Source organism: Nocardia sp. NPDC006982 (assembly GCF_042869435.1).
In the GTDB taxonomy this organism is placed as follows: domain Bacteria; phylum Actinomycetota; class Actinomycetes; order Mycobacteriales; family Mycobacteriaceae; genus Nocardia.
Map to the genome: position 1 here is coordinate 151,178 of NZ_JBIAFV010000008.1, position 25,886 is coordinate 177,063.

A 25,886-nucleotide genomic window follows, 5' to 3' on the forward strand; every position below is an offset into this window, starting at 1 on the left:
CACGATGTGCCGATGCGCCGCCGGGCTTATCTCCCGAGCAGATCGATGACGCCATCCATTTGTACGGCCTCGGCTGGTCCCTCGCCCGTGTCGGCCAACACTTGAGTGTCGATCCCACCACGGTGCTGGCCGAACTCCGCCGACGCGGCATCCCTACACGTGATGCCCACGAACGACCACGCGCATAAACCAAGCAGCATCGACACAAACAAACGGATGTCGCAGGTTCGCGCCCCCGGCGGGGCACTGTAAGGATGGGACTGGCGCTGACCAGTGATTTTGCTGGGGAACGCTGACGGTCGAAGCGGCATACGGCCACTCGGCGTCGGATTGACTCCGCTATCGTCGCTGCAAACGAGACGAGGAAGGCCGCATCACTTCCTGCGTGATGTGGCCGAGTCGGTTGTCGCCAGTGCGGGTCCGTCCCAGGGGTGCTCCGGGGTTTACGAGTGGCGGTGCCAGCCCTCGGTAAAGAGGGTCAGGAACCGGTGGGGGGACAGCCCGATGGGGGGCTGCCCCAACCACGCCGCCGCGTTGGCGGTGGCCAATATTTCATGTGTTTGCAGGTCCGGTCGCACCCGGCCGGCGTCTCGGGCGCTGGTCAGCAGGTTGGCGGCGGCGCTGCCCAGCCTGCTGCAGGCCTCGTGTAATGGCGATGACAGATCCTGCAGGGAGCTCTGTACTGCGCCGGGCAGGCCGCTGTAGGTGTTCAATGCGTCGACCAGTTCGCACATCCAGGTGAAAAGACCGTCGTCAGCATCGGTCAGGGTGTCGGCGCGGGCCGTGAGGTGGTCGAACAGGTCGCGGACCACTGCTTCCAGCAGTGCCTCCCGGTTCGGGAAATGCCGATACAGGGTCGCAATATTCACACCGGCCCGGCGAGCCACCTCTCGCAGTGACGCATCGACGCCGTCGGTCGCGAAGGTGGCGCGCGCGGCGTCCATCAGTTGGTCACGGTTGCGACGACCGTCGCCGCGCATCGCCACGTCAGTCGCTCGATCAGAGGTGTTCATGACATCCATCCTTCCGCCGCCGACCGACCACTTGCTAAACGAAGCACTGCTTCGTATATTCGAAGCACTGCTTCGTTTAGCAAGTCCAGGATAGCCGGACCCAATCTCAGGAAGGTATTTGGATGCCCAAAGAACTCGACGACTGGCATTCCCGAGTCGGTGGTTTCGTCGCCCGCCCGAACTTCGACACCTACGCCGCGAAGTATTCCGAGTACTTCGTTATGCAACGCCGCGACGGCATCATCGAGCTGCGGATGCACACCGACGGCGGCCCCGCGCGTTTCGGTTTCGCCACGCACAACGCGTGGGCGCAAGCGTGGCAGGAGATCGGCAACGACCCCGACAACGAGGTGCTGATCCTCACCGGTACCGGCGACCAGTGGCTCGGCGTGCCGGACATGGGCGCGGGCCTCGCCGACGCCACGCGACCGAAGGACTTCGCCTACGAGCACGGTTTCTACGACATGACGAAACTGCTGGAGAACTTCGTGTTCGGGATAGATATCCCGACGATCGCGGCGATCAACGGGCCGAGCGTGGCGCACACCGAGTTCGCCCTGCTCTCCGATATCACCCTCGCCGCGGAGACGGCGACCATTATCGACCCGCACCTGCTGGCCGGCAGCGCACCGGGTGATGGCCAGCAACTCACCCTGCAGGAACTCATCGGCACCAAACGAGCCGCCTACCACCTCTACACCGGGCTGCCCATCGGTGCCCAGCAGGCCCTGGAACTCGGACTGGTCAACGAGGTCCTGCCCGCTGATCGCCTGCTGCCGCGTGCCTGGGAGCTCGCCGAGACGATCGTGAGCCGCCCCCGCACCGCACGCCGGTTGACGCACGCTATCGCGCAACGCCCCTGGAAGCGACGGCTGGTGCAGGACTTGGGATTCGGTGCCGCGCACGAAGCGTTCGGCTTGTACGCTGACGGCCTCTTCCACTAGCGAGGAGCGATGGTGCGCAGCGGATTGGCCGATCGGGTGGCGGTCGTGACCGGAGGCGGTCGCGGCATCGGGGCCGCGATCGGCGAGGCATTGCATGCGGCGGGAGCGTCGGTGGCCGTGGTCGACGTCGACACTGCCGGGGCGCAGGCGCTGGTGCGCCGGTCGCGTCCGCTGTTACGCCGTCGACGTGACCGATGAGGAGTCGGTGCGCCGGGCCGCCGAGCAGGTGACCGCCGAGCTCGGCAGTTGCGACATCCTGGTCAACAATGCCGCAGTGAGTATGCCGGGCGCCACTGTCGACACTCGCTATGGTGACTGGGAGTGTGTGCTGCGGGTGAACCTGTCGGGTGCGTTCCTGTGGACCAGACAGGTGCTACCCGCCATGCGCGACAAGGGTTTCGGCCGCATCATCGGCATCGCCTCGATGAGCGCCAAGACGGCGCCGCTGCGACAGTGCCGATCTGGCCGACGTGGTAACCCTGCTGGCGGCAACGGGCTTGCGGCGCAGTCAGATTCTCGGCGTGCTCTGGACTGACATTGATCTCGAGGCCGGGACTCTACGCAGTACCGGCAAGGTCGTGCGCGTCAAAGGTGAGGGCCTGGCACGCATAGACCGCGACGACGACCCCAAGAACCGCCGGGGAACAATCGCCCTGCCCGACTTCGCCGTTGAGATGCTCGAGCGGCGCAAAGCGGTACTAGCGGCCCGCAAGCTGGCCGCCCCGCCGGACCCGGACACACCGACACTCGACCTGATATTTCCCTCGGGTGTGTGGACGCTGCGCGACCCCCAGAACGTCGGCCACGAATGGCAGCGGGTACGTGAAGCGCTGGGCATAGCCGATGACATCACCGCGCACAGCTTCCGCCACGGCGTCGCGACGATTCTCGATGACGCGGGCCTGTCGGCACGGATCACCGCTGACGTACTCGGCCATGCGGACCCCGCTATGACCCAGCGGCGCTACATGGCACGCGGGCGAACTCACCACGCGGCGGCGGAAGCACTCGAACGCGCCGTCAACGGTCCGGGGAATTAGTTGGGAGTTTGTTGGAGGATTAGCCGCTTCCGGTTCGTCTCACCGAACCAAAAAGCGGCCTTGACCTGCAAAAAGAGTGGAGCTAAGGGGAATCGAACCCCTGACCTTCTCGATGCGAACGAGACGCGCTACCAACTGCGCTATAGCCCCGTGCGGCTCCGGGGAACCGCGCTGTGACACTGTATCAGGCGGGGTGGGCAGACTCCGAATCGTGTGGGTGACCTGGGCGGATGGGTCAGGCGCCTGCGGCGCGGCGCATATCGCCGGTGCCGCGGCGCAGGGCGCGGGCGGTGGCGGGGTCGAAGGTTTCCAGGTGGTCGAAGGTGGGGTCTTCGTCGTCCACCTCGATGAGGGCGGAGCGGCGGCGCAGGGCGCGGGCGGTGTCGCGGTCCATGACGCGCTGTTGGGCGCGCTGCTCGGCCTCGCGCTCGGCCTCGATGTGCTCGCCGCGGCTGCGGGCCAAGCGGGCGAGACGACGACGGCGGATTTCCTCCTCCATGCGGACCTGCCTGCGCAGGTACGCCAGGTAGGTCACCAGGACGAGCGCGGAGCCGCCGCAGCCCCACCAGAACATGGGGCTCAGCGCCACCGAGAGTCCGCCGAAGGCGAGGGCGGCCAGGACGAGGCCGAGCACCGCGCGCTGACGGAAGGTGTAGCGGGCCGCACGCGCGATGGCGTCGGCCTCCGGGTCGAAGCCGCCGCGGCCGCGCCGGGTCGGCACGAAATCCGAATCGTCGGAGTCGGATTCATCGAATCGGGCGGGCGCCGCCGTCCGGGCCGGGGGGATTCGGGCACCGGTCGATTCGGTGTGCTCTAAAGCCACCCGGTCATCATCGGCGGTCGCCGGTTGCTTCGCAGCCGTTCGGGCCGTTGCGATTTCGGCATCATCGGAATCGGCGGCATCGAGTTCTTCGGCGTCGTCGTCGAATTCACTATCCGCACCGTCGAATTCGTCGTCCGTGTCCTCGATTTCGGCATCGGATGCCGCCGACTCGGCTTCGGACGGGCTGTCCGCGGGATTGTCGTCCTCGGTGACCTGCTCGTCGGCCGGTGGGGTCATCCGGTCCTCCGCATCATCGCTGTGGGAAAGCTTTCTCTGCACTCGGGTCGGGCGGTAATCCGGATCACTGTCATGTCCCGCGGCCGGGCCACTCTTCGTGCGCCGCTTGGAACCTCCGCGGTGCAATACGCGGGTCGCCAACGCCGCGTCGGTCGTCTGCCTGATCCTGGGGTGCCGGTCGGCGAGGATCGGGAACAGCACAAAGACCCAGAGCACGACCAGGCCGATCCATAGGATCGAATTCGGCATCTCGCCTCTGCACCTCCGTCCCCGCCGCATCGTCCGCTCGGCCTTTCGACCGGGTCGCACCGCGCCCCGTCGCGGTGCGTTCGCTCGCCGCAAAACGCCTCGGACGGACGGAACGTCCGGCCGCCGTGAGGCGTATTCGGCACTGCCTCACAGGCTGATTTGCCGGTGGCGCGGGACGCACCTCCGACGTCCGTAGGTTAATTCCGTGGCGCATCAAGTTCGGTCAGGCGCGCCGTGCACATACGCCACACCTGTCACAGTTCCACCATTTTCGCCGCGCGCCGAAGTCAGCCGGGCGCGTCGAAAACAGCACGGACGTACAGGTATTTCAGGGCAGCGTGGCCCGGCCATCGCGCACCAGTCGATCGACGACGGTCCCCGCCACCTCCTCGACGGTGATGCCGACCAGCAGGTGATCGCGCCAGGCCCCGTCCACATCGAGGTACCGCTTCAGCAGGCCCTCCTCGCGGAACCCCACATTGCGCAGAACCGCTTGACTGGCCAGATTTTCCGGCCGCACGGTCGCCTCGACCCGATGTAATCCGACCGGCCCGAAGCAGTGGTCCAGGCCGAGCGCCAACGCAGCCGTCGCCACGCCCTGGCCGCCCAAATCCTTGGCCACCCAATAGCCGATCCACGCCGAACACAATGCACCGCGCACGATATTGCCGACGGTCAACTGTCCGCTGAACGCGCCATCGACCTCGATCACGAGCGGAATCATCGCACCACGCCTGGCCTCGGCCTTCAGACTCGACCACAGCGACGGCCAGTTCGACACGTGGTTGCGTGCCTCCCAGGCACCGCGCCCGGTCGGCTCCCACGGCTCCAGATGCGCCCTGTCGCGCAACCGGATCCGGCTCCATGCCGCCGCATCGCGCAACCGCACCGGACGCAATGTCACCTCCCCGGCCGCGACGTGCACCGGTCCCAGATGCGCGGGCCAGCCGGGATGCTGCGTGACCCGGAATACATTCATCGTCTCCACGCCTCAGCCACGCTGTGCGAGAAATGCGACCCGGACCTCGTCACCGGTCCTGATCTCGGTGTCGTCCGGGTCGATCACGATCAGACTGTTCGCCTCGGCCAGCGTGGCGAGCAGATGCGACGAACCGCCCGTGCCGCCGCCCAGCGGCTGCACCAGGTAGTCGCCGGTGGCCTCATCGCGCATGAGTTGCGCGCGCAAATAACCCTTGCGTCCGGCCATCGAAGTGATCGGGGTGATCGTTCTGGCTCGGATGATCCGGCGCATGGGATGTCTGCGCCCCAACGCGATTCGGATCAACGGTCGCACCATGACCTCGAAAACAACCAGTGCGCCAACGGGATTCGACGGCAGCAAAAAAGTCGGTACCTCATCGCGCCCGAGCCGACCGAAACCCTGCACGGAGCCGGGATGCATGGCGACCCTTGCGATTTCGAGTTCACCGAGCCCCTCGAGTGCCTCACGGACCTGCTCCGAGGCCCACCCCCCGATGGCGCCCGCGATCACCACGACCTCGGAGCGAACCAGCTGGCCCTCCACCACATCGCGCAGCCGCCGCGGGTCCGAACTCACGATGCCCACCCGGTTCACATCCGCGCCCGCGTCGCGCGCGGCGGCGGCCAGCGCATAGGAATTCACGTCGTAGACCTGCCCCGGCCCCGGCGTCCGGTCGATGTCGATCAACTCACCGCCCACCGAGATCACCGACAGCCGCGGGCGCGGATGCACCAGCACCTTGTCCTGACCGACCGCGGCGAGCAGACCGACCTGCGGCGCACCGATGATGGTGCCCGCACGCACCGCGACATCGCCGGGCTGCACATCGTCACCGATGCGCCGGACATAGTCACCGGAGCGCACCGGCTCGTACACCTTGATCCGAGCCCGGCCGCCATCGGTGAAATCCAAGGGCAGCACGGCATCGGCCAGCGTCGGCAGCGGTGCACCGGTGTCGACCCGCACGGTCTGGCGCGGCTGCAATCGGATCGGCTGCTTGGAACCGGCGACCACCTCGCCGACCACCGGCAGCGTCAGATCGACGAGTTCGCCGTCCTCGTCGCGGATATCGGTGCCCGCGGCGGACACATCGACGCTGCGCACCGCATATCCGTCGATCGCGGCCTGATCGAAGCCGGGCAGCGGCCGCTCGGTGACCACATCCTCGGCACACAGCAGGCCTTGCGCCTCGGAGATCGCGACCCGGACCGGCCGGGGCGCGACCGCCGCAGCCGTCACCTTGATCTGCTGATCCTCAACCGAGCGCATCCAGCCCTTCCTGATCTCTCCGCACCGACCCGATTCCGCGACCGCGCAAGCGAACCCGCGCGGCTCTGCCCGATCCGCGGTGTTCCCGGGGCTCTACGTGGTTACGCAAGCTGCCGCCTCCGAGCCCGTCGCTCACACCGCAGATGAACCATCATTCGTACCCGACGGTCCACTATCGGCGAAACCCCGACGCCCGCGCCTATCAGTCGTAGGTCGTCAGCTGTGGGTCCCAGTCCGCACTGAGCCGATGCTGCAGCCACTCCCGCAGGGCGGGGCCGTATTCCTCTCGTTCCAAAGCGAAATCGACCGCAGCACGAAGATAACCGCCCGGGTTGCCCAAATCGTGGCGCGACCCACGGTGGACCACCACATGGACCGGATGGCCCTCCTCGATGAGCAGTGCGATCGCGTCGGTGAGTTGTAGCTCGCCGCCGGTACCCGGTTCGATCCGGCGCAGCGCGTCGAAGATGGCGCGGTCCAACAGATATCGGCCCGCGGCCGCATAGGTAGACGGTGCGTCCGCAAGCGCGGGCTTCTCCACCATTCCGTTGACCCGCAGCACATTCGGGTTCACCGCATCGGGTACCGGCGCGACGTCGAAGACACCATAGGCGCTGACCTGATCCTTGGGAACGTCGATGGCGCACAACACAGTTCCGCCGCGCTTGCGCCGGACCCGGCTCATCACATCGAGCACACCGCACGGCAGCACCAGGTCGTCGGGCAGGAGTACGGCGATGGCGTCCTCGTCGTCATCGAGGGCGCCCTCGGCCTGGGCGACGGCGTGGCCGAGGCCGAGCGGCTCATCCTGGACCACCGAGGTGACATCCAGCAGCGCGGGCGCCTTGCGCACCTTCTCCAACAGCTGGAACTTGCCGCGCTCGGCGAGCGTGCCCTCCAGCACCAAGTCCTCGACGAAGTGTGCGACCACGCCGTCTTTACCCGGCGAGGTCACGATGACCAGCCGCTCCGCACCGGAATCGGCGGCTTCCGACGCGACCAGTTCGATGCCAGGAGTGTCCACCACCGGCAGCAACTCCTTGGGCACGGTCTTGGTCGCGGGCAGGAACCGCGTCCCGAGTCCGGCCGCGGGCACGACGGCCGTGCGGAAACACGACACGACCGCGCCATTCGCGGATTGTCCGGCCTTTGCTGTCATACGCCTACCCTATCCATCCGTCACCGGCCCGAAGCGGCCATCACGCCGACTCGGGTCCCGGTGAGCTTAAGGTGATCACTGTGGAGATGCCCGGCGAGCGCGACAAACATGCCTGGCGGGCGGAAATAGGTGCTCGACGGGCCGCGATGACCAGCGCCGACCGGGAAAAAGAGGCGCGTGAGCTGGCCCACAGTGTCGCCGAGCTGGACGTCCCCGAATGGGTGTGCGCGTATGTGCCGGTACGCGGGGAACCCGGATCGACGGCGATGCTGACGGCTCTGCGTACGGCAGGCGCGCGGGTGCTGCTGCCGGTCACCGGACCGCCGGGACCGCTGCAATGGGCCGAGTTCACCGGCATCGATGACCTGCGGCGCGCCAGATTCGGACTGCTGGAACCCGTCGGCGAGGTGCTCACCGATGCGATCGCGCTGGCGGAGCTGATCCTGGTCCCCGCGCTGGCGGTGGACCGCCGCGGTGTACGGCTCGGCCGCGGCGCCGGATACTACGACCGGACCTTGCCCGCGGCCCGGTCGACGGCGCGGCTGATCGCAGTGGTCCGCGACGACGAACTGCTCGACCGGCTCCCCGAGGAACCGCACGATCTGCGCATGGGCTGGGCCCTCACACCGCACGGCGGACTGCATCGATTGGGTGGCGATGAGGATGCGGAATGAAATGCCGATTAGCGGTGTTGGCACTGTCGGCTGTAGAGTGCCAGATTGACGAACCCTGCGGAGGATGCTGTGCCAACTTATTCATATGCGTGCACCCAGTGTGACAACCGCTTCGACATCGTTCAGTCCTTCACCGATGAGGCGCTGAGCGTCTGCTCTGAGTGCTCGGGCAAGCTGCGCAAGCTCTTCAACTCGGTCGGCATCGTGTTCAAGGGCAGCGGTTTCTACCGCACCGACAGCCGCGGCGGCTCCTCGACCGCCAGCGAGCCCGCGAAGTCGGACAGCGGTGCAGGCAGCTCGGCGTCGAGTTCGGATTCCGGCTCGTCCAGCAGCACCAGCACGACCAGCACGGCCGTCGCCAGCTGAGTTTGCCCTGGTAGAAGCAGCCCTGTGGGAGTTATCCCCAGAGCTGTCGTTATCCACAGGGCACGTCTTTCCCGGGCGAGTCGCAGTGCCGGTGGCCATAGGCTCCTGGCATGGCTCCCCTGGGCATCATTCCGTCGGGCAAGACCCGATCCTTCGCCGACCTCGGCCGCGGCGACTCGTTGCGTTCGGCGATCTGGAATAGGGCGAGTCGGAATAGACCGCCCTGGGCGGATGCGCTACTCGCCCGACGTCTGCTGGCGGCAGCACTCACCGCACTCGCGATCGTCCTTTTCCTGCGCGGCGATCCCAGCAATACACGCACCGAGGTCGTGGTCGCCGGACGCGATCTGCCGCCGGGCCATCTGCTCGAGGCGACCGATCTGCGCTCGACACCGCGCGAATCCGCCACACTGCCCGCGGGTGCGGTCGCCGATATCGGCGTTTTGGTCGGCGCGACGCTGACCGGCGGGATGCGCACCGGTGAGGTATTCACCGATCTGCGCATCGTCGGACCGCGCCTGGCGGCGGTCGCCACCGGCGCGGGCGATGCCCGCATCGTGCCCATCCGGCCAGCCGATTCCGCGGTCGCGGAGATCCTGCGGGCGGGTGACCGGGTGGATGTCATCGGGGCCGAGGAGCAGAGCGGTCCCGGCACCCGGCCGGCCCGGCTGCTCGCGATCGACGCGGCGGTCGTACTGGTCTCCGGTCCCGGTGACCGGCGCGGCGCGCCCGAACGCGTGGTGCTGGTCGCGATGGACGCCGAGCACGCCACCGCGGTTGCCGCCGCCTCGCTGCGCACCGCACTGACCGTGGTTTTTCATTGACCGTGGTTCGCCGAGAATTTGCCATCAAGGTCAACTAGCATCGGTCGATACGGCAGCCCGAACCGCCGAGCACAACGAGTCAGCTCCCACCCGAAGAGGAGATATCGGCAATGCTCAAGGGTTTCAAGGATTTCCTACTCCGCGGAAACGTCGTCGACCTGGCAGTAGCCGTGGTGATCGGTACCGCGTTCGTCGCGATCGTCACCGCCTTCACCAATGGCATCATCAACCCGATTCTCGCCATCTTTGGCGAACGGGACGACCTCGGCCTCGGTTTCCAGTTGATTGCCGACAAACCGGCGACCTTCGTGCAGGTGGGTCCGCTGATCACCGCGGCCATCAACTTCGTGGTCATCGCGGCGGTGCTGTACTTCGTGCTGGTGCTGCCCGCACTGCACGCGAAGAAGCGATTCGGCACCACCCCGGACACCAAGCTCAGCGATTCCGAGGTGCTGATCGAGATCCGCGACCTGCTCTCCGACAGCCAGCGCAGCGCGGGTGGACGCCACGAATTCTGAATCGAATTCCCCTGCCCGACAACATGAGCAGGAATTCGACTGCGCCACAATCACATACGGTAATTCGCTGCACCACAAGGCAAACGGGCCCGTCGCACGTGCGACGGGCCCGTTCACGTACTCGAGCGGAAGACTCAGCCGAGGCTGAACGGCTGACCCCACAACGTCGTCCAGGTGATGACGTTGTCGGTCTCCACCTCGACGCTGACGAAGGCACGCGCCTGGGCGTAGCCACCACAACCGCTGAGACCGATGGTCTCGTCGGCCCAGGTGACCGAGCCGCTGCCGTTCTTGAACTTGTTGCGCTTCTTGTGCGCCTCGTTGCCGAAGTCGTCGGCCTGCTCGAGGTCGAGCACATAGAACGACTGCGCCTGACCGGGACCGAGACTCAGGTTGGCACCGCTATTGGCGCTCACCTTCGGCTTGACGTTCTGGCTGTCGCTCCAGTCCAGCCCACCGGTGACGCCGCCGTCGACGCCACCGCCGTCGATATTCACCTGGCAGGCAACGACATAACCCGGGAAGATCGCGCCGTTCCAGCCGTCGGTCACATCGACCTGTGCGCTACCGGACACCCATGCATTGCGGTGCACGGGTGTCGCGCCCATGGACGGATTGACATTGGCCGATTCGCCGACCAGCCGAATGGTGAGAACCGTTCCGTCGGAAAGCGTTTTGACGATTTGACCGCCCGGCAACGGAATGAAGGTGTCGGCATTCGCCGCACCGGTGGACAACAGGCCGAGTGCCAGCGCGGCGGCGCCGCCGAGCCCGGCCACGCGCGCCACAAACTTACGATCGATCATGATTGGTACTACCCCTAGCGATTGAGTTCGATGAATTCGATTCGGCGAGTAGAGATTCGACAGATCCCACCGCGGTCAGCCGATGCTGAACGGCGCTCCGTACAGGGTGACCTTGGAGTAGTTGTCGCCGATGATCTCGACGACGGTGTAGGCACGCGCCTGGGCATAGCCCGCGCAGCCCTGGATCTCGATCTCCGCATCCTGATACTCGACCGAGTAGCGACCCGGCTTCAGAATGTCCTTGTAATCGATCTGAACGAACTTGACATCGCCCGGGCCGAGGTTGAGGCCGATCGACCCACCGAGCGAACCGCCCGAGAGGTTGATGCCGCCGGAAACCCCGGCCGAGATCGCGTTATCGGCGATGCTCACCTGGCAGCCGACGATATAGCCGGTGCTCAGCTGCGAAGCGCCGTGCGTCGAGGAGTTATTGGTACCCGGCGCCCCGGAGGCCCCGTTGTTCGGGCCGATGGTGCCCTCGGGAGTGACAGACACATCGGCAATGGCGTTACCCGAGACCCACACGACTCGGCCCGCGCCATTCGCGGCCAAAGATGGTGAAATCAGGGCGCGTTCACCCGTCCGGCTGACGGTCACGCCCGGGCCCAGCTTCTGGCCGTCCGGCAACGGCACAAAAACGTCGGCGTTGGCAGCGCCGGTCGAAAGCAGGCCCATCCCAGCAGCGGCGGCGACAACGGCACCCGCGATGCGGACACCTCGACGCAGACCGCTGGTGCGGTTCTTGCTCATACTTCCCCTCATCGGATTCTAGCGGTCGGCCTCGGGGTACCGAGGCCGAAAAACCCTTTCATGCGGACACCGCTCGCTGGAAAGACATTGGCCATCAAGCGGTTTGCCGACAATCTCGTCGGTGGACGATCTTGGGTGCGCCCAATATTAGTGGTTTCCGCCGAATTCCTGTGAGATTTCGCACATGTTACCGCTCGATCCGCTACGATCTGCGAATTTGGCTGGGTGCCAGGGGGTTTCACAACGAAACGGGCCCGCCGCGAATGCGACGAGCCCGCTTGCGTTTTCAGGGTGTGCTGCCCCTGTCGATCAGCCGAGGCTGAACGGCTGGCCCCACAGCGTGGTCCAGGTGATGACGTTGTCGGTCTCCACCTCGACGCTGACGAAGGCACGAGCCTGGGCGTAACCGGCGCAGCCGGTCAGACCGATGGTCTCGTCAGCCCAGGTGACCGAGCCGCTGCCGTTCTTGAACTTGTTGCGCTTCTTGTGCGCCTCGTTGCCGAAGTCGTCGGCCTGCTCGAGGTCGAGCACATAGAACGACTGCGACTGGCCGGGGCCAAGGGTGAGGTTGGCGCCACTGGTCGCGCCGACACCACCGGTGACATTTTGACCATCACTCCAGTCCGCGGTGCCCTCGACACCTCCGGTGGCGCCGCCACCGGAGATGTTCACCTGGCAGCCGACGGTGTAGCCGGGGAAGATCGAGCCACCGCCGTCACCGGATACCGAGACCTGAGCGCTACCCGAAACCCATGCGTTGCGGTGCAGCGGGGTCGAGCCCATGGACGGGTTGATGTTGGCGGATTCGCCGGTCAGGCTGATGGTGACCACGGTGCCGTCGGACAGCGTCTTGGTGATCGAGCCACCCGGCAGCGGCACAAAGGTATCGGCGTTCGCGGCGCCGGTGGAGAACAGGCCAAGAGCGACAGTGGCAGCGGCGCCGACACCGGCCACCCGTGCCACGTTCTTACGGTTGATCATGCTGATAATCCCTCGAGGGTTGATTCGCTTGAGCGAGAAGAATATTCGTGGATTGACCGACGTCAGCCGATGCTGAACGGCTGCCCGTAGAGGGTGGTCTTCGAGTAGTGGTCACCGATGATCTCGACGACGGTGTAGGCACGCGCCTGGGCGTAGCCCGCGCAGCCCTGGATCTCGATCTCGGCATCCTGATACTCGACCGAGTAGCGACCCGGCTTCAGAATGTCCTTGTAGTCGATCTGCACGAACTTGACCTCGCCGGGGCCGAGGTTGAGGCCGATCGAACCACCGAGCGAACCGCCCGAGAGGTTGATGCCGCCGGAAATACCGGCCGAAATGGCGTCGCTGGCGATGCTGACCTGGCAGCCGACGATGTAGCCGGTGCTCAGCTGCGAAGCGCCGTGCGTCGAGGAGTTGTTGGTACCCGGCGCCCCGGAGGCACCGTTGTTCGGGCCGACCGTGCCTTCCGGCGTCACGTTCACATCGGCGACAGCATTGCCCGAAACCCAGACCACACGGCCGGCACCGTTGGCCGCCAACGAAGGCGAAATCAGGGCGTGCTCACCAGTTCGGGTGAGCGTCACATCGGGACCATTCTTCTGGCCGTCCGGCAACGGCACGAAGGTGTCGGCATTGGCAGCACCGGTCGAAAGCAGGCCCATGGCCACGGCCGCGGCAGCGCCGACGCCCGCGATCCGGGCACCGCGGCGCAGACCGTTGGTGCGGTTCTCGCTCATACTTCCCCTCATCAGGTTCTAACAGTCAACCTCGACCATCGAGGCTGGACGTTGGTCCTCTCAGGCCCAGCTCAGTTTGTGCCCCGATTGTTGCCGACATGTAACCGGCTGTTATTTCGGCGCAACGGTCAGCGCTGGCATCGGAACCGAGCCGGGTTCCGCCGAGTCGGCAAACGTACGTGCCGCACCCGGGCCCGCGAGGTCCAGCAGCGTGGGTGGCTCGTGGCGAGATTAAACCGACCAGTAACGGTCTGGCAACGTAAGTTTTCGTTAAGATCAATGTGATCTAGATCACACCATCTCAAATGCTCATATTGCTTGACGTGCATAAACAGGAAATAAGCGCCACCCGAACGACCCCAAAAGGCTGCGGCAGTCGCAACGATGCCGATGGTAACTACGGGACAGCACCGTACTTGAAGGTCAAGCAAACTTCAGCGTGAGGAATTCGCAATGGATGAAGGCGCAATCGCGAACGATGGTACGTGGCTGGACCGTAGATGAGTCACGAGCCGTGATGGGGTGGCACCTGCGACCGGAGCCAGTCGTCGGATAACGATTCGGTCTCGTCGCCGCGCTCGTCACCGGTCGTCTCCGGGAGGACCTCACCGAAAATTTTTGCCAGACGCGCCGCGTCCCTCGCCCGGCGTGTCGCCGGACGAGGGTCGTCGGAGGAGTCCGCGGCGGTAATTTATTCCGCCAATCCGGACAGCTCGCCGATCACTCGGCTGGCGAGCGGACCGAGGGTTGCCATGCCGTCGCGCACCGCAGCCCGGCTGCCCGGCAGGTTTACCACCAATGTGCTGCCGGAGATTCCGGCCAGACCACGCGAGAGGCCGGCGTCGAGCGAACCAGCTACCCGACCGGAGGAACGCAGCGCCTCGCTGATCCCCGGCAGTTCCCGGTCGAGCACCTGCGAGGTGGCCTCCGGCGTGACATCGCGCGGGGACATGCCGGTGCCGCCGACGGAGATGACCAGGTCGACACCGCCGATCACCGCGGTGTTGAGCGCATTGCGGATCTCGACCTCATCGGCCTGCACCGATACCGAAGCGTCCACCAGGAAACCCGCCTCGGTGAGCAGCTCGGTGACCAGCGGCCCGAGCGAATCCACACCTCCATGCGCCGTTCGATCGTCGACGACCACCACCAGAGCACGCCCCGCGACAGGAGCATCGATTTCCATGTTGGTAACCGTAGCGTCCAGATCGACGAGGTGGGCGTCGGCTCCCGGCCGTGCCGACAATCCGCCGGGCAGGACCCGCATCATCGGCCACCGTCCGCGGCCGCACCGGACAGCGTCACGTCGACTGTCTTGGGGTTGTTGCCTTGTTCATCGGTGTAGGTGACCTTCACCTTGTCTCCTGGCTGATGGGAACGGACGGCGGCAATGAGTGCGTCGCCCGAGTCGATGGTCCGGCTGTCCACCTTGGTGATGATGGCGCCGGCCGGAATACCTGCCTTGGCGGCCGGACCGTCCGGGGTCGCCTCGAGGACCCGTGCGGCGGTGTCCTGCGGGCGCAGTTTGATGCCGATCTGGGCGTAGGTGGCGTGACCGGTCTTGATGAGTTCGTCGGCGACCCGGCGGGCCTGATCGACCGGGATGGCGAAGCCGAGGCCGATGGAACCGCTCTGCTGACCGGTCGCCTCGCTGCCGCCGAGGCTGGCGATGGCGGTATTGATGCCGATGAGCTTGCCGTTGGCGTCGACCAGCGCGCCACCGGAGTTGCCCGGGTTGATCGCGGCGTCGGTCTGGATCGCATCGATGACCGGCTGCACCTGGCTCGGGGTGCCCTCACCATTGGTGGAGACCGGACGGTTGAGCGCCGAGACGATACCCGTGGTCACCGTGCCCGCCAGACCGAGCGGCGAGCCGATGGCGATGACCGGCTGGCCGACCGCGAGATTCGACGAGCTGCCCAGTTCGATCGGGGTCAGTCCGTCCTTGCCCTGCACCTTGATCACGGCCAGATCGGAGACCGGATCGGCGCCGACCAGGGTGGCCGGTGCGGTGGTGCCGTCGGCGAAAGCGACCTCCATCTTGGCGTTGGCGCCACCGCCGGAGGCGACATGGTTATTGGTGAGGATCAGACCGTCGGAGGACAGCACCACACCGGAACCCTCGCCCTGTGCGCGATTGCTGGCGACCTTGATCATCACCACGCTCGGCAGCACCTTCTGCGCCACCGCCTGGGTGGAACCGGCCGGTGCGTTGGCGACATTGCTGACATTGGGCTTGGGCGCGTCCAGGGCATTGGTCACCGTGGCTTGGCCGTTATCGGAGCGGGTGACCAGCGAGCCGACCGCGCCACCGACACCACCGCTGACGAGTGCGAGCGCGACCGCGCCTACGACGAGACCGGTGCGGACCGGGCGGCGCGCGGGTTCGGGCTGCGGCTCGGCGGCGAATACGGCGCCGGCATAAGGCCCGCCGGGCGGGATGGGCGGGGCGTAGGACGGCTGGGCGTATTCCGGCCCCGCCTCGGGACCCGGGAATTGCTGAGCGTATTCCGGACCCGCTTCGGGACCGGGGAATTGCTGAGTCGGGTTGGGCGGCATGCGTTGCTGCCAGATCGTCGGACGCGGCGTCGGTTCCTGAGACCCGTATCCGGATTGCGCGTAGGTCTGGCCCGGTGGTGCGACCGGGATCTCCTGGGTCGGATGCGGACCGGACGCGGCGTTATCCGGCTGCGGTGTCGAGCCTTCCTTGGAATCCTCGGTCATTTTTCTCCTTACGTCTTCGACCAGCTTGGCGACGACGACTGAGAGCGGACTGAGACGCTGCTTTCAGTTTTCCGAGTATTGCGGACGGGGGCCGGTAAGGCCCGCCATCACCTTAGTCTCGAACGGCGTCAATCGGTTACGGAGTCGGCCACACCGTCTAGCATGCTCGCCGCACCCGGCAGCACGATCCGGATCAAGGCGCCGCCGCGCTCGGAGGTTTCGATAGTGATCGTGCCGCCATGCTTGGTCACTACCTGTTTGACGATCGCTAGGCCGAGCCCCGAGCCCGGCATGGAACGCGACGCCGTGGTCCGATAGAAACGGTCGAACACCAGCTCCCGCTCGGCGGCGGGGATGCCCGGTCCGGCGTCGTCGACATCGAGCTCGAGCAAGCCGCGACCGGTTTCCCGCATGGTGACCTTCACCTGCACACCCGCCGGACTCCACTTCGCGGCATTGTCGAGGACATTCAGAATCGCCCGCTCCAGGCCGGCCTCGTGGCCGTATACGAACCAGGGCTGCAGTTGCGCGGCGAACTCGATGGAACCGCGGCGGCGTCGGGCCCGCTCGAGCGCGCGCTCGGCCACCTCGCCGAGATCCACTCGCTCGTAAACGGTTTCGGGTGCGTCCTCGCGGGCCAAGTCGACGAGATCGCCGACCAGCGTCGACAATTCTTCGATCTGAGCCATCACATCCGCGCGCAGTTCGGCCATGTCCTGTTCCGGAATCTGCGGTGCGCCAGGGCGACTGGAGGCGATCAGCAATTCCATATTGGTGCGCAGCGAAGTCAGCGGCGTGCGCAATTCATGTCCGGCGTCGGCGACCAATCGGCGTTGCCTACCGCGCGATTCGGCGAGCGCGCGCAACATTGTGTTGAAGCTCTCTGTGAGCCTGGCGAGTTCATCGTCACCCGTTACCGGAATCGGTGTCAGATCATCGGTGCGGGCGACCCGTTCGGTTGCCGCGGTGAGCCGTCCGATCGGGCGCAGCCCGGTGCGACCGACCGCGGTACCCGCTGCCGCTGCCAGCACAACACCACAACCGCCCACGACGAACAGCAACCAAGCGAGCCGGTCCAATACCTCGCGGGTCGGTTGCAGTCGCTGCGAGATGACCAGCGTCGCGCCGGAATGCGTCGGCATGGCGAGCACCCGCTGATTACTCACGGTGCGCAGTGACGAGGGCAGCTCACCGTTCGCGACCGCGAGTTCCTGGGCGCCGACCGGCGGAATCGTTTGCTGCGGCGGCATATACGCCTTGTCTTTCGCGTATATCAACGCCACTCCGACATCATTGGAGTACAGGCCGGCCAGCACGATCGACTGGAAACCCAAACTGTCGAAATTATTGTTGATCATGGTGTTCGCGCGCGCCCGGAGCTGTGCGTCCACATCGGCGTTCAGTGCGCGGGCCACCATGGCATAGGCGGCGATGGAAGTGACGGCCACGGCGATGGCGACCACCGAGGCGGCGAGCAGGGTGACCCGCCAGCGCAGGGAGACCGACCTGGTCAGGGGCATGGGCGGGCGCATATCCGGCGGTTCCGAGGGATATGCGCCGAGCGCGGCGACCACTTGCCGCTTGGGATTGGTTCTGGCCATGGGGTGTCGACTCGCCTACGGGGGTGTTTCGCGCAGCACGTAGCCGACACCGCGCACGGTGTGGATGAGCCGGAGCTCGCCCTCGGCCTCGGTCTTGCGGCGCAGGTAGCCGATATAGACCTCGAGCGCATTACCGGAGGTGGGGAAGTCGTAGCCCCAGACTTCCTCGAGAATGCGGCTGCGGGTCAGCACCCGGCGCGGATTGGCCATCAGCATTTCCAGCAGTGAGAACTCGGTGCGCGTCAGGCTGATCGAGCGGTCGCCTCGGGTCACCTCGCGGGTCACCGGATCCAGCGACAGATCGGCAAACGTCATGGTCTCGGAAACCTCGCCGGGATCGGTGGCCCGGCGACGCAACAACGCGCGCAATCGGGCCAGCAATTCCTCTAGTGCGAAAGGTTTCGGCAAATAGTCATCGGCACCGGCATCGAGCCCGGCTACCCGTTCGGAAACCGAATCCCGCGCCGTCAAAACCAGAATCGGCAGATCGTCTCCGGTGCTGCGCAAACGTCGGCAAACTTCGAGCCCATCCATCCGGGGCATCATCACATCGAGCACGAGTGCGTCCGGTCGCTGCACAGTTGCTTTCTCCAGTGCGTCCACTCCGTCGACCGCGAGATCGACGGAGTAGCCGTTGAAGGTCAGGGACCGGCGCAGCGATTCCCGGACGGCACGATCGTCGTCGACTACCAGAATGCGCATGCCCCCAGTTTGACCGCATCGACTGAGAGTCGACTGAGAGGGCGCCGCCCGACACGCCGCGCCAGCATCGATGCCGCCCACTAGGGGCTGGACGAGCGACCAGCAGGTTTGTGATCACGTACAGATCTCGACGGAATCCGGCAACCGTTTTGGGCGACGAAAGCCGTTCTGAGTAGCCATATTCGAGTGAATTACAGAGTGACTGCCCCAGATTGCCGTTAGTCACTCTGCGCGGTATGTTCCCTGCGGTAAAAAGAAGACCTCTAGTTGGTTCTCAGCGGGTTGAATCAAAACCGAACAGCCACGCGCCATCCGGGGGCACACGTGCAAGCTCGTGAAGCGGAGGCAACGGAAGCGGATGGAAGCTGCACCGCGGTCCTGGCAATTCAGTCTGTCCAACTGGTCGGTCACTCGCAAGGTTGGCATCGTGCTGGTCCTGCCCGTGCTGCTGGCCACCGTCTTCGCCGTGCTCCGCATCAACAACGAACTGCGCACCATGTCCCAGTTGGACGCGGCGACCGAACAGGTCATCATCATTCGCCCGATCGTCAAGTTCGGCACGGCCACCGAACAACTCGCGGTCGCGGCGACCGCCTCCTGGGGTAACACCGCGGATCCGGCGACCGACGCGGCATTGACGAAATTCGATCAGGCGCTCGCCGATCTGGAGGCCGGAATGCGCACCACCAAGGTGAGCACCCGGGTCACCTCCGAATTGGCCTCGGCCGTCGCCACCGGCACCACCATGCGCAATAGCCTGCGCAACGGATCGCCGATGATGGTCGGTGAGCAGGCCGACGAGATCGCGGTTCGCATCGGCAATGCGTTTGCGCTGTCGCCCTCGGTCGAGGACCTCAACATCCAGCGCTACTTCCTGCAGATCGGCGCGATCCAGAACGCCCGGCGGGTACTCACCCAGCAGCGCATGATGATCGGCTCCCCCGATGCCGGCCGCAATCCGAGCGTGCGCGCGAAGGTGCTCATCTCGGCCGGCGCCGAGATGACCATGGTCAATACCTACGGCATCATCCTGCTGGACAATGCGCCGAATATGCGGCCACTGCTGGACGCGGTCGGCGTCCGCCTCGGCGCATTCAGTCAGAACGGCGGGGATCCGACAACGAATCCGGCCGTACTGGATTCACTACAGGTCAGCTCGGACACCTACGAGAAGACCACCAACTCCCTCGCCGACACCATCGATAAGGCGCTGGCGCATCGGACCACCGAGGCGCAGACCGGTGCGCTGCGCGAGACCACGATCGTCATCGGCATGCTGCTGGCCGGTCTTGCGCTGGCCCTCGCCGTCGCGCGCACCCTGGTCGTACCGGTGCGCAGGCTGCGCCGCGACGCGCTCGAGGTCGCCCACGTCAAGCTGCCCGACGAACTCGCAGTGGTGCGCAGCGGTGGCGCAACCCCGGAGATCACCCCGGTCGGCGTGCACACCACCGACGAGGTCGGCCAGCTGGCCCGCGCCGTCGACGAAATCCACGAGCAGGCGCTCAATCTCGCCGCCGATCAGGCCCGACTGCGACTGCAGATCGGGAATATGTTCGAAACCCTTTCCCGCCGTAGCCAATCCCTCGTCGAACAGCAGTTGTCGCTGATCGAGGATCTGGAACACGACGAGGACAATGCCGAGCGGCTACAGAGCCTGTTCCGCCTCGACCACCTCGCCACCCGCATGCGCCGCAACGGCGACAACCTGCTGGTGCTCGCCGGTACCGCGCTGCGCCGTGGTCAACTACATCCGGTGCCGCTATCGGACATGCTCTGGAGTGCGGTCTCCCAGGTGGAGGACTACCAGCGGGTCGAAATCGGCGCGGTGCCCGACGGCATCGTCGCCGGTGAGCCCGCTGTCGATATCGAACATCTGCTGGCCGAACTGATCGATAACGCGCTGCGCTACTCCCCGCCGACCACACCGGTCGCGGTGATGGTGGCGCGCGCGGTCGACGGCGGCTACCTGATCGAGATCACCGACCGCGGCCTCGGCATGTCACTCGAGGATCTGCAGCTCACCAACGACCGTCTGGCCTCCGGTGGTGAGGTTACCGTCGAAACCGCCCGCCGCATGGGCCTTTTCGTCGTCGGCCGCCTCGCCAAGCGACACACCATCACGGTGAGCCTGCGCCGCACCTCGACCATGGCGCAGCAGCCCGGCATCACCGCGAGCGTGCACCTGCCCGGTGCGCTGGTCGCGCCGCCGCTCGATGCGACCGATCCGAACCAGCGGGCCATCGAAGCGCAGGTCATGACCGCGTTGCCCGCGCCATCGCAACAACAGCCGCCGCGCACGCTGGTGCCGGTGCCGAGCCTGCCACAGCGTGAACCGTCGCGCTTCGCGGTCACCAGTTCCGGTCTGCCACAACGTCGTCCGACCATGCGCGTCGCCGACGCGCCTGAAGTACCGATACCCGGCGATGATCACACCGAAACCTCGGTCGACGTATTCGCCGAGAATCCGAGCAGCCGCCGCGGCGAGGACGACCGGTCCCGCATCGCGCCGTTCGGACCGCCGACCCCGACGGATGAGCCCGCCACCGGACCGAATTCGGTCATCGACGTGGAACCGCAGGTGCCCCTGGGCGCGGTCACCGATATGTGGGCCGAACAGCCCGACGAGCCAGTGGACACCGGATCGAACCCGATAGTCTCCCGGGAGCCCGCCGAGCCGTATCAGACCGCCGTCCTGCGGCCGACGCTGCCGACCAGAAAGCCCGCCGCCGCAACGGAACCCGAGCCGACCTCGACCCGACTACAACCGGTCTCGGCCGACGCCGCGACCAACACCTCTACCCGACTACAGCCGGTGCAGGGCGAATCGCCCACCCCGATCTATCAGCGGATGGTCTCGGAGTGGTTGGTCGAACCTGCGACGGCGCAACCATCGCCCTCGGCATGGACCTCCCCTGCCGACGCGGGCTGGACGGCGGCCGAGCAGGCCAGCCATCCGACCGCCGAGGCGCGCACCGTCGGCGGACTGCCGATCCGCAGGCCCGGAGCGCAATTGGTGCCCGGCGGCCTCGCGCCGGTCGAGGAACCCGGCGTTCGCGATCCGGAGGAGATCCGGAACAACTTGACCAGGCATCTCAGTGGGGTCCGCAGCGGGCGGGCCGAAGCGCAGTACAACGACGGAGGGCTTGTATGACCAACCCGAACAGCACCACGGACGAGAACCTCAACTGGCTGGTTGCCCGCTTCACCAAGGATGTGCCCGGAGTGTCGCACGCGGTGCTGGTGACGGCGGACGGTCTGCTGCAGGCGACCAGCCCGAATCTACCGGCGGACCGCGCCGAACAGCTCTCCGCGGTCACCGCGGGTCTGGCCAGCCTCGCCACCGGAGCGGCATCGCTATTCGACGGCGGCAAGGTGATGCAGTCGATCGTGGAGATGCAGCGCGGCTACCTGTTGGTGATGAGCGTCGGCAATGGGTCGCACCTGGCCGTGCTCGCCAACAAGTCGCACGATATCGGTCGGATCGGCTACGAAATGGCCCTGCTCGTCGACCGTGTGGGCACGGTGGTCACGGCCACCGCCCGGACAGCCGTCTGATCCAACGATGTCGAGTCCATTCGGCCACGGACCGAACCGGCCGACCACCCGCGTCAGACCGTATGCCCTGACCTCCGGGCGTACCGAACCCGCGGTCGACCTACCGCTCGAAGCGGTTATCGAAACCCTGTCGTACACTGCGCATCTCGATTGGCCGGCGGGCGATCTGCGCACCGAGATCCTGCGGCTGGGCACGCACCGGCTGTCGGTCGCCGAGATCGCCGCCCACCTGGATCGACCGCTCGGCATGGTCCGGGTCATGGTCGGTGACCTCGTCGTCGACGGCGCGCTACGCGTGCATTCGACACTGACCGACGAGGCGAGCTTCGACGAGCGCCGTTCCCTTATGGAGAGGACTTTGCGTGGACTCCGTGCCCTATAGGCAAGGCGGAAATTACGGGCAACCCGGCAACTCCGGATCCGGCAACACCGGACCCGCCGATGCCGATACTCGCGTCGCCTCGACCAAGATCGTGGTCGCGGGCGGCTTCGGGGCGGGTAAGACGACCTTCGTCGGCGCGGTATCGGAGATCGTTCCCCTACGCACCGAAGCCATGGTGACCCGCTTTTCCGACGGTATCGACGATCTCGCCGATACCCCGGACAAGGAAACCACCACGGTCGCAATGGATTTCGGCCGCATTATCCTGCCGGGCAACCTGGTGCTCTACCTGTTCGGTACGCCAGGCCAGCGCCGGTTCTGGTTCATGTGGGACGACCTGATCCGCGGCGCCATCGGCGCGGTGGTGCTCATCGACACCCGACGGCTGGAAGACAGCTTCGCCGCCGTCGACTTCTTCGAGGCGCGCAAGCTGCCGTTCCTGATCGCGGTCAACCGCTTCCCAGACGCGCCCCGCTTCCCGATCGCCGAACTGCGCGAGGCGCTTTCGGTGCGTGAGGGAGTGCCCATCGTGGATATCGACGCGCGCAATGCCATGGAGGTCCGCCAGGCGCTGGCGGCCGTCACCGAATACGCGATCGCCCAACTGAAGGCGCTCGAATTGGAAGGAACCGCTCGACATGCATGACGTCCGGTTGTTCGCCGCGGCGGACAACGGCGCAGTGGTGGACCAGTTCTCGATGGGGTACTGGGTCGCCGCACTCTCCTTCGGTGTTTCGGTGCTCGGCGCCGTGGTCGGGCTGGCCTGCGTACTACACGCGGCGCGATCGTCGCGGTTCCGGTTGGTGTGGGTGACCTCGGCCGCGGTGGCGCTCGGCGGCGTCGGGGTCTGGTTGTCGACCTCGGTCGCGCTGCTCGGCCTTGATATTTCGGGTACCGCGGCGCGCTTCGACGGCGGCAAGATGATTACGGCGATGGTGACCTCGTTCGTCGCGGTATTCGTCGCGCTGATCATCATCGGCCGTCGGCTGCAACTGGCCCGGCTCATCCCAGGTGGGCTGGTCATGGGATTCGGCATCGGTCTCACCCTGTATCTGGGGCTCGGGTCCATTCGCATCCGTGGTTCGATCGATATCTCCCCGTGGTTCGCGGCGGTCGCGATGGCAGTCGCGGTGCTCACCGGTGTCGGCACGCTGTGGTCGTTCCAGGCGCTGCACGGTCTGCTCGCGCGGGCGGCCACGGTGCTGCTGTTCGCCGTCGGTGTGGCGGGCATGTATTACGCCGGGGTCGCAGCCATCGACCCGAATATCGATACCACCGCGATGGCTCCGGACGGACTCACGCTGTTCGAATTCGTCTTCCCGATGTTCGTCGTCGGATCGCTCGCGCTAACGGTCCCGATCAGCGCGGTGCTCATCGCACCGGACCGGCGCGAGACGGCGGCGGCGCTCGAGGCCAAGCGCCGTTCCGACCTGCGGTCGGACCGGCTCCGGTCCGACCTCCAGTCGGTGCGCTGAGGCGACTCGAGCTCGCTGGTCAGGCCTTGGGTGCCGGCATCTCCCCAACGGTCTTGCTCGGATCGATGATGCCGATCGCCTCGCCCTGTGGGCCGGCGATGACGGCCGAGCGGCCGGCGGGTGAATCCGCGATCGCCTGCAGCACCCGGCCGCCCAATTCCGTTGTCTTGGCGACACCGGCGTCCACATCGTCGTGCTGGAACCACACCAGCCAATATGACGGCATACCATCGGCAGGCTTACCGGACTCGTCGGCTATGCCACCGACGCCCTCGGTTCTGGCCGGCGGGGTGAAGACCACGTACTCGGCGTCGCCGAAGTCGAATTCGGTGTAGCTGAAGCCGAATACGTCGCCATAGAACTTCTTGGCCGCCTCGATATCGCGGGTATGCAGCTCGTTCCAGCCGTACGCGCCGTGCTCGTTGTAGACCGCCGCGCCGTTGTGCCCCCTCGCCTGCCATACCGCGAAGACCGCGCCGACCGGATCGGTCGCGACGAACATCCGGCCGAACCCCATCACATCGAAGATCGGCACGATCACCTCACCGCCCGCCTGCTGCACCTTCGACGCGGTGGCATCGGCGTCGGTGACCGCGAAGTAGGTGGTCCAGACCGATGGCATGCCCGGCATCGACGGCGGTTTCGGACCGATTCCGGCCACCGGCGCACCGGCCTTCATCGCCATCAGATAGCCGCCCGAATCCGGGTCGCCGTCCTGGATCTCCCAGCCGAACAAGCCCTCGTAGAACTGCGCGGCCTTCCCCGGATCCTCGACCTGACAGTCGATCCAGGCCGGTGTTCCCTCGGGCCATGCCTCGTTGCGTATGGGCATCGGTCATCTCCGTTTCTAGTGAATAGGCACCTCCAGAGACCTAGTCGACCACCGGGCGCCGACAGTTTCGGCTGGTTCGGCAATGCCGCCGATTTCGGCCCACGACACCCCTACAGTGAGAGATATGCGTTTGGGGCTGGACTACGCAGCGGGCCGTCCCGGCGGCGCGGCCATACGAGCGGCCGGTTTCGATTTCGTCGTGCGCTACCTCTCCGAGGGCGGTCCGACCCTGCCCGGCAAGCAGTTGACCCCGGCCGAGGCCGACGACCTGCGGGCGAACGGCATCTCGATCGTGTCGAACTGGGAAACCACGGCGGCCAGGATGCTGGACGGCTACGGCGCCGGAATCATCGATGCCCGTGCGGGTTTGGCGCAGGTGCTGCGCTGTGGCGGGCGGTCGGATCGGCCGATCTACTTCTCCGCGGACTTCGATTCGACACCGCAGGATCAGGTGGCGATCAACGCCTATCTCGAAGGCGCGGCCACCGTGCTCGGCCCCGCGAATGTGGGTATCTACGGCGGGTTCTGGTCGATCAGCCGGGCGTTGGACGCGGGCGCCGCGGCCTGGTCGTGGCAGACCGATGCCTGGTCGGGCACCAATGTGGAGACCAGGCGCAATATCCATCAGACATTGCGGCAGGTGGTCGTCGGGGGCGTGATCTGCGATGTAAACGAAGCCGAGACAATCGATTTCGGTCAGTGGGACTTCGTACAGGAGGAACCGGACGTGACGCCGGAACAAGAGGCAGTGCTGCGCGATATCCAGATCCAGCTGCGTGGTCCGGAGCTGTCCGGTTGGCCGCAACTCGGTTCCGATGCGGAGGGCCGCTATCGCACGCTGGTCGACGGTGTGGCGGCGGCGCTACAGCGGATCAAGGAGCTGGAGGACGAATCTGCCGATTTGCGTACGCAAGTCGGCGAATTGCGCACGGAGATCAGCGAACTCGAAGCCACCACAGCTGATCTGGTGGAAGAGGTGAAGCGGTTGGACGGTCCGCATTGGCCGTGGCCGCTCTCGCTGATCGAGGGTCCGGCCGACTTCGTTGGTGAGCAACTGGCCCGGCTGGAGTCCCTGTTGCCGGACTTGCCAGGTCTGCCCGGTGGCCGGGAAGTGGGGAAATCGGCAGAGAGGCCGGAAGTTTGGCGATGAGCGGGTTCCCGGGGATCCGGTGAACCGGGGTTCCGAGAACCCGCCCTCTCGGATGAGGGTACCGGCGCGAGAGCACGAAATCATCACTGCGCC

Annotated in this window: 29 protein-coding genes and 1 tRNA gene; 14 read left to right on the plus strand and 16 right to left on the minus strand. The window is 66.0% G+C overall.

The annotated features are described in order from the left end of the window. Positions 1-443 precede the first annotated feature (443 nt). A complete protein-coding gene (locus ACFYOW_RS29925) occupies positions 444-1,013 on the minus strand; it encodes a TetR/AcrR family transcriptional regulator (RefSeq protein WP_387293422.1) in 570 nt (189 codons plus the stop codon). Positions 1,014-1,135: 122 nt separating this feature from the next. Between ACFYOW_RS29925 and ACFYOW_RS29930 the strand changes: the two genes are divergently transcribed. Genes ACFYOW_RS29930 through xerC form a run of 4 tightly spaced genes read left to right on the plus strand, consistent with a single transcriptional unit; the run spans position 1,136 to position 2,997 of the window. After that, positions 1,136-1,957, plus strand: a complete 822-nt coding sequence (locus ACFYOW_RS29930) for an enoyl-CoA hydratase/isomerase family protein (protein ID WP_387293423.1) — start codon at positions 1,136-1,138, stop codon at positions 1,955-1,957. A 9-nt stretch (positions 1,958-1,966) separates the two neighbouring features. After that, the gene (locus tag ACFYOW_RS29935; protein ID WP_387293424.1) at positions 1,967-2,155 is read left to right on the plus strand and encodes an SDR family NAD(P)-dependent oxidoreductase; all 189 of its coding nucleotides are present in this window, start codon (positions 1,967-1,969) and stop codon (positions 2,153-2,155) included. Continuing rightward, the gene (locus tag ACFYOW_RS29940) at positions 2,145-2,492 is read left to right on the plus strand and encodes an SDR family NAD(P)-dependent oxidoreductase (RefSeq protein WP_387293425.1); all 348 of its coding nucleotides are present in this window, start codon (positions 2,145-2,147) and stop codon (positions 2,490-2,492) included. The genes ACFYOW_RS29935 and ACFYOW_RS29940 overlap by 11 nt, the downstream gene beginning before the upstream one ends. After that, positions 2,428-2,997, plus strand: a complete 570-nt coding sequence (xerC, locus tag ACFYOW_RS29945; RefSeq protein WP_387293426.1) for a tyrosine recombinase XerC — start codon at positions 2,428-2,430, stop codon at positions 2,995-2,997. Before ACFYOW_RS29940 ends, xerC begins: the two co-directional genes overlap by 65 nt. Positions 2,998-3,074: 77 nt before the next feature. On the opposite strand, the gene ACFYOW_RS29950 is transcribed toward xerC, so the two are convergent. The 5 genes from ACFYOW_RS29950 to ACFYOW_RS29970 all read right to left on the minus strand — a co-directional run bounded on the left by ACFYOW_RS29950 (position 3,075) and on the right by ACFYOW_RS29970 (position 7,716). Further along, positions 3,075-3,147: transfer RNA gene (locus tag ACFYOW_RS29950), tRNA-Ala, on the minus strand. Between the two features lie 85 nt (positions 3,148-3,232). Next, the gene (gene glpR, locus ACFYOW_RS29955) at positions 3,233-4,306 is read right to left on the minus strand and encodes a gephyrin-like molybdotransferase receptor GlpR (RefSeq protein ID WP_387293427.1); all 1,074 of its coding nucleotides are present in this window, start codon (positions 4,304-4,306) and stop codon (positions 3,233-3,235) included. A gap of 328 nt (positions 4,307-4,634) precedes the next feature. After that, positions 4,635-5,285, minus strand: coding sequence for a GNAT family N-acetyltransferase (locus tag ACFYOW_RS29960; protein WP_387293428.1), 651 nt, complete (start codon positions 5,283-5,285; stop codon positions 4,635-4,637). 12 nt (positions 5,286-5,297) lie between these two features. After that, positions 5,298-6,557, minus strand: a complete 1,260-nt coding sequence (glp, locus tag ACFYOW_RS29965) for a gephyrin-like molybdotransferase Glp (protein ID WP_387293429.1) — start codon at positions 6,555-6,557, stop codon at positions 5,298-5,300. Between the two features lie 202 nt (positions 6,558-6,759). Further along, positions 6,760-7,716 carry a UTP--glucose-1-phosphate uridylyltransferase gene (locus tag ACFYOW_RS29970; protein WP_387293430.1) on the minus strand — a complete coding sequence of 319 codons (957 nt, stop codon included), beginning with the start codon at positions 7,714-7,716 and terminating at the stop codon, positions 6,760-6,762. An 86-nt stretch (positions 7,717-7,802) separates the two neighbouring features. Here ACFYOW_RS29970 and ACFYOW_RS29975 point away from each other — a divergent pair, with 86 nt between their 5' ends. The 4 genes from ACFYOW_RS29975 to mscL all read left to right on the plus strand — a co-directional run bounded on the left by ACFYOW_RS29975 (position 7,803) and on the right by mscL (position 10,098). Next, on the plus strand, positions 7,803-8,390 hold the full coding sequence (locus ACFYOW_RS29975; protein ID WP_387293532.1) for a 5-formyltetrahydrofolate cyclo-ligase: 588 nt from the start codon (positions 7,803-7,805) through the stop codon (positions 8,388-8,390). A gap of 69 nt (positions 8,391-8,459) precedes the next feature. Continuing rightward, positions 8,460-8,756 (plus strand): FmdB family zinc ribbon protein, encoded by a 297-nt coding sequence (locus ACFYOW_RS29980; protein WP_387293431.1) that lies wholly within the window; start codon positions 8,460-8,462, stop codon positions 8,754-8,756. Positions 8,757-8,866: 110 nt separating this feature from the next. Next, on the plus strand, positions 8,867-9,580 hold the full coding sequence (locus ACFYOW_RS29985) for an SAF domain-containing protein (protein WP_387293432.1): 714 nt from the start codon (positions 8,867-8,869) through the stop codon (positions 9,578-9,580). A 110-nt stretch (positions 9,581-9,690) separates the two neighbouring features. Beyond that, positions 9,691-10,098: a large conductance mechanosensitive channel protein MscL gene (mscL, locus tag ACFYOW_RS29990; RefSeq protein WP_387293433.1), complete on the plus strand. Its 408-nt coding sequence runs from the start codon at positions 9,691-9,693 to the stop codon at positions 10,096-10,098. A 134-nt stretch (positions 10,099-10,232) separates the two neighbouring features. On the opposite strand, the gene ACFYOW_RS29995 is transcribed toward mscL, so the two are convergent. The 9 genes from ACFYOW_RS29995 to ACFYOW_RS30035 all read right to left on the minus strand — a co-directional run bounded on the left by ACFYOW_RS29995 (position 10,233) and on the right by ACFYOW_RS30035 (position 18,399). Continuing rightward, on the minus strand, positions 10,233-10,904 hold the full coding sequence (locus tag ACFYOW_RS29995) for an MspA family porin (protein WP_387293434.1): 672 nt from the start codon (positions 10,902-10,904) through the stop codon (positions 10,233-10,235). Between the two features lie 75 nt (positions 10,905-10,979). Further along, on the minus strand, positions 10,980-11,654 hold the full coding sequence (locus ACFYOW_RS30000; protein ID WP_387293435.1) for an MspA family porin: 675 nt from the start codon (positions 11,652-11,654) through the stop codon (positions 10,980-10,982). Positions 11,655-11,963: 309 nt separating this feature from the next. Further along, positions 11,964-12,635, minus strand: a complete 672-nt coding sequence (locus ACFYOW_RS30005; protein ID WP_387293436.1) for an MspA family porin — start codon at positions 12,633-12,635, stop codon at positions 11,964-11,966. Positions 12,636-12,697: 62 nt separating this feature from the next. Next, entirely contained in the window at positions 12,698-13,372 is a 675-nt protein-coding gene (locus tag ACFYOW_RS30010; protein WP_387293437.1) for an MspA family porin, read from the minus strand. A 505-nt stretch (positions 13,373-13,877) separates the two neighbouring features. Next, a complete protein-coding gene (locus tag ACFYOW_RS30015) occupies positions 13,878-14,063 on the minus strand; it encodes a hypothetical protein (RefSeq protein WP_083898204.1) in 186 nt (61 codons plus the stop codon). Next, positions 14,064-14,558 (minus strand): molybdenum cofactor biosynthesis protein B, encoded by a 495-nt coding sequence (locus ACFYOW_RS30020; protein ID WP_157187336.1) that lies wholly within the window; start codon positions 14,556-14,558, stop codon positions 14,064-14,066. It abuts the gene before it with no gap. An 80-nt stretch (positions 14,559-14,638) separates the two neighbouring features. Then, positions 14,639-16,096 carry a trypsin-like peptidase domain-containing protein gene (locus tag ACFYOW_RS30025; RefSeq protein WP_387293438.1) on the minus strand — a complete coding sequence of 486 codons (1,458 nt, stop codon included), beginning with the start codon at positions 16,094-16,096 and terminating at the stop codon, positions 14,639-14,641. 128 nt (positions 16,097-16,224) lie between these two features. Further along, the gene (locus ACFYOW_RS30030; protein WP_387293439.1) at positions 16,225-17,697 is read right to left on the minus strand and encodes an ATP-binding protein; all 1,473 of its coding nucleotides are present in this window, start codon (positions 17,695-17,697) and stop codon (positions 16,225-16,227) included. A 15-nt stretch (positions 17,698-17,712) separates the two neighbouring features. Continuing rightward, complete coding sequence (locus ACFYOW_RS30035; RefSeq protein WP_387293440.1) at positions 17,713-18,399, minus strand: response regulator transcription factor; 687 nt, start codon at positions 18,397-18,399, stop codon at positions 17,713-17,715. 358 nt (positions 18,400-18,757) lie between these two features. Between ACFYOW_RS30035 and ACFYOW_RS30040 the strand changes: the two genes are divergently transcribed. The 5 genes from ACFYOW_RS30040 to ACFYOW_RS30060 all read left to right on the plus strand — a co-directional run bounded on the left by ACFYOW_RS30040 (position 18,758) and on the right by ACFYOW_RS30060 (position 23,811). Beyond that, complete coding sequence (locus ACFYOW_RS30040) at positions 18,758-21,550, plus strand: ATP-binding protein (RefSeq protein WP_387293441.1); 2,793 nt, start codon at positions 18,758-18,760, stop codon at positions 21,548-21,550. Further along, positions 21,547-21,954, plus strand: a complete 408-nt coding sequence (locus tag ACFYOW_RS30045; RefSeq protein ID WP_040695425.1) for a roadblock/LC7 domain-containing protein — start codon at positions 21,547-21,549, stop codon at positions 21,952-21,954. Before ACFYOW_RS30040 ends, ACFYOW_RS30045 begins: the two co-directional genes overlap by 4 nt. 7 nt (positions 21,955-21,961) lie before the next feature. Continuing rightward, positions 21,962-22,336, plus strand: coding sequence for a DUF742 domain-containing protein (locus ACFYOW_RS30050; protein WP_040695427.1), 375 nt, complete (start codon positions 21,962-21,964; stop codon positions 22,334-22,336). A gap of 88 nt (positions 22,337-22,424) precedes the next feature. Further along, positions 22,425-22,982, plus strand: a complete 558-nt coding sequence (locus ACFYOW_RS30055) for an ATP/GTP-binding protein (RefSeq protein ID WP_040695543.1) — start codon at positions 22,425-22,427, stop codon at positions 22,980-22,982. Beyond that, a complete protein-coding gene (locus tag ACFYOW_RS30060; protein WP_387293442.1) occupies positions 22,975-23,811 on the plus strand; it encodes a hypothetical protein in 837 nt (278 codons plus the stop codon). Before ACFYOW_RS30055 ends, ACFYOW_RS30060 begins: the two co-directional genes overlap by 8 nt. A 19-nt stretch (positions 23,812-23,830) precedes the next feature. On the opposite strand, the gene ACFYOW_RS30065 is transcribed toward ACFYOW_RS30060, so the two are convergent. Further along, a complete protein-coding gene (locus tag ACFYOW_RS30065; protein ID WP_387293443.1) occupies positions 23,831-24,643 on the minus strand; it encodes a VOC family protein in 813 nt (270 codons plus the stop codon). Positions 24,644-24,767: 124 nt separating this feature from the next. Between ACFYOW_RS30065 and ACFYOW_RS30070 the strand changes: the two genes are divergently transcribed. Then, complete coding sequence (locus ACFYOW_RS30070; protein WP_387293444.1) at positions 24,768-25,793, plus strand: glycoside hydrolase domain-containing protein; 1,026 nt, start codon at positions 24,768-24,770, stop codon at positions 25,791-25,793. Positions 25,794-25,886 lie beyond the last annotated feature (93 nt).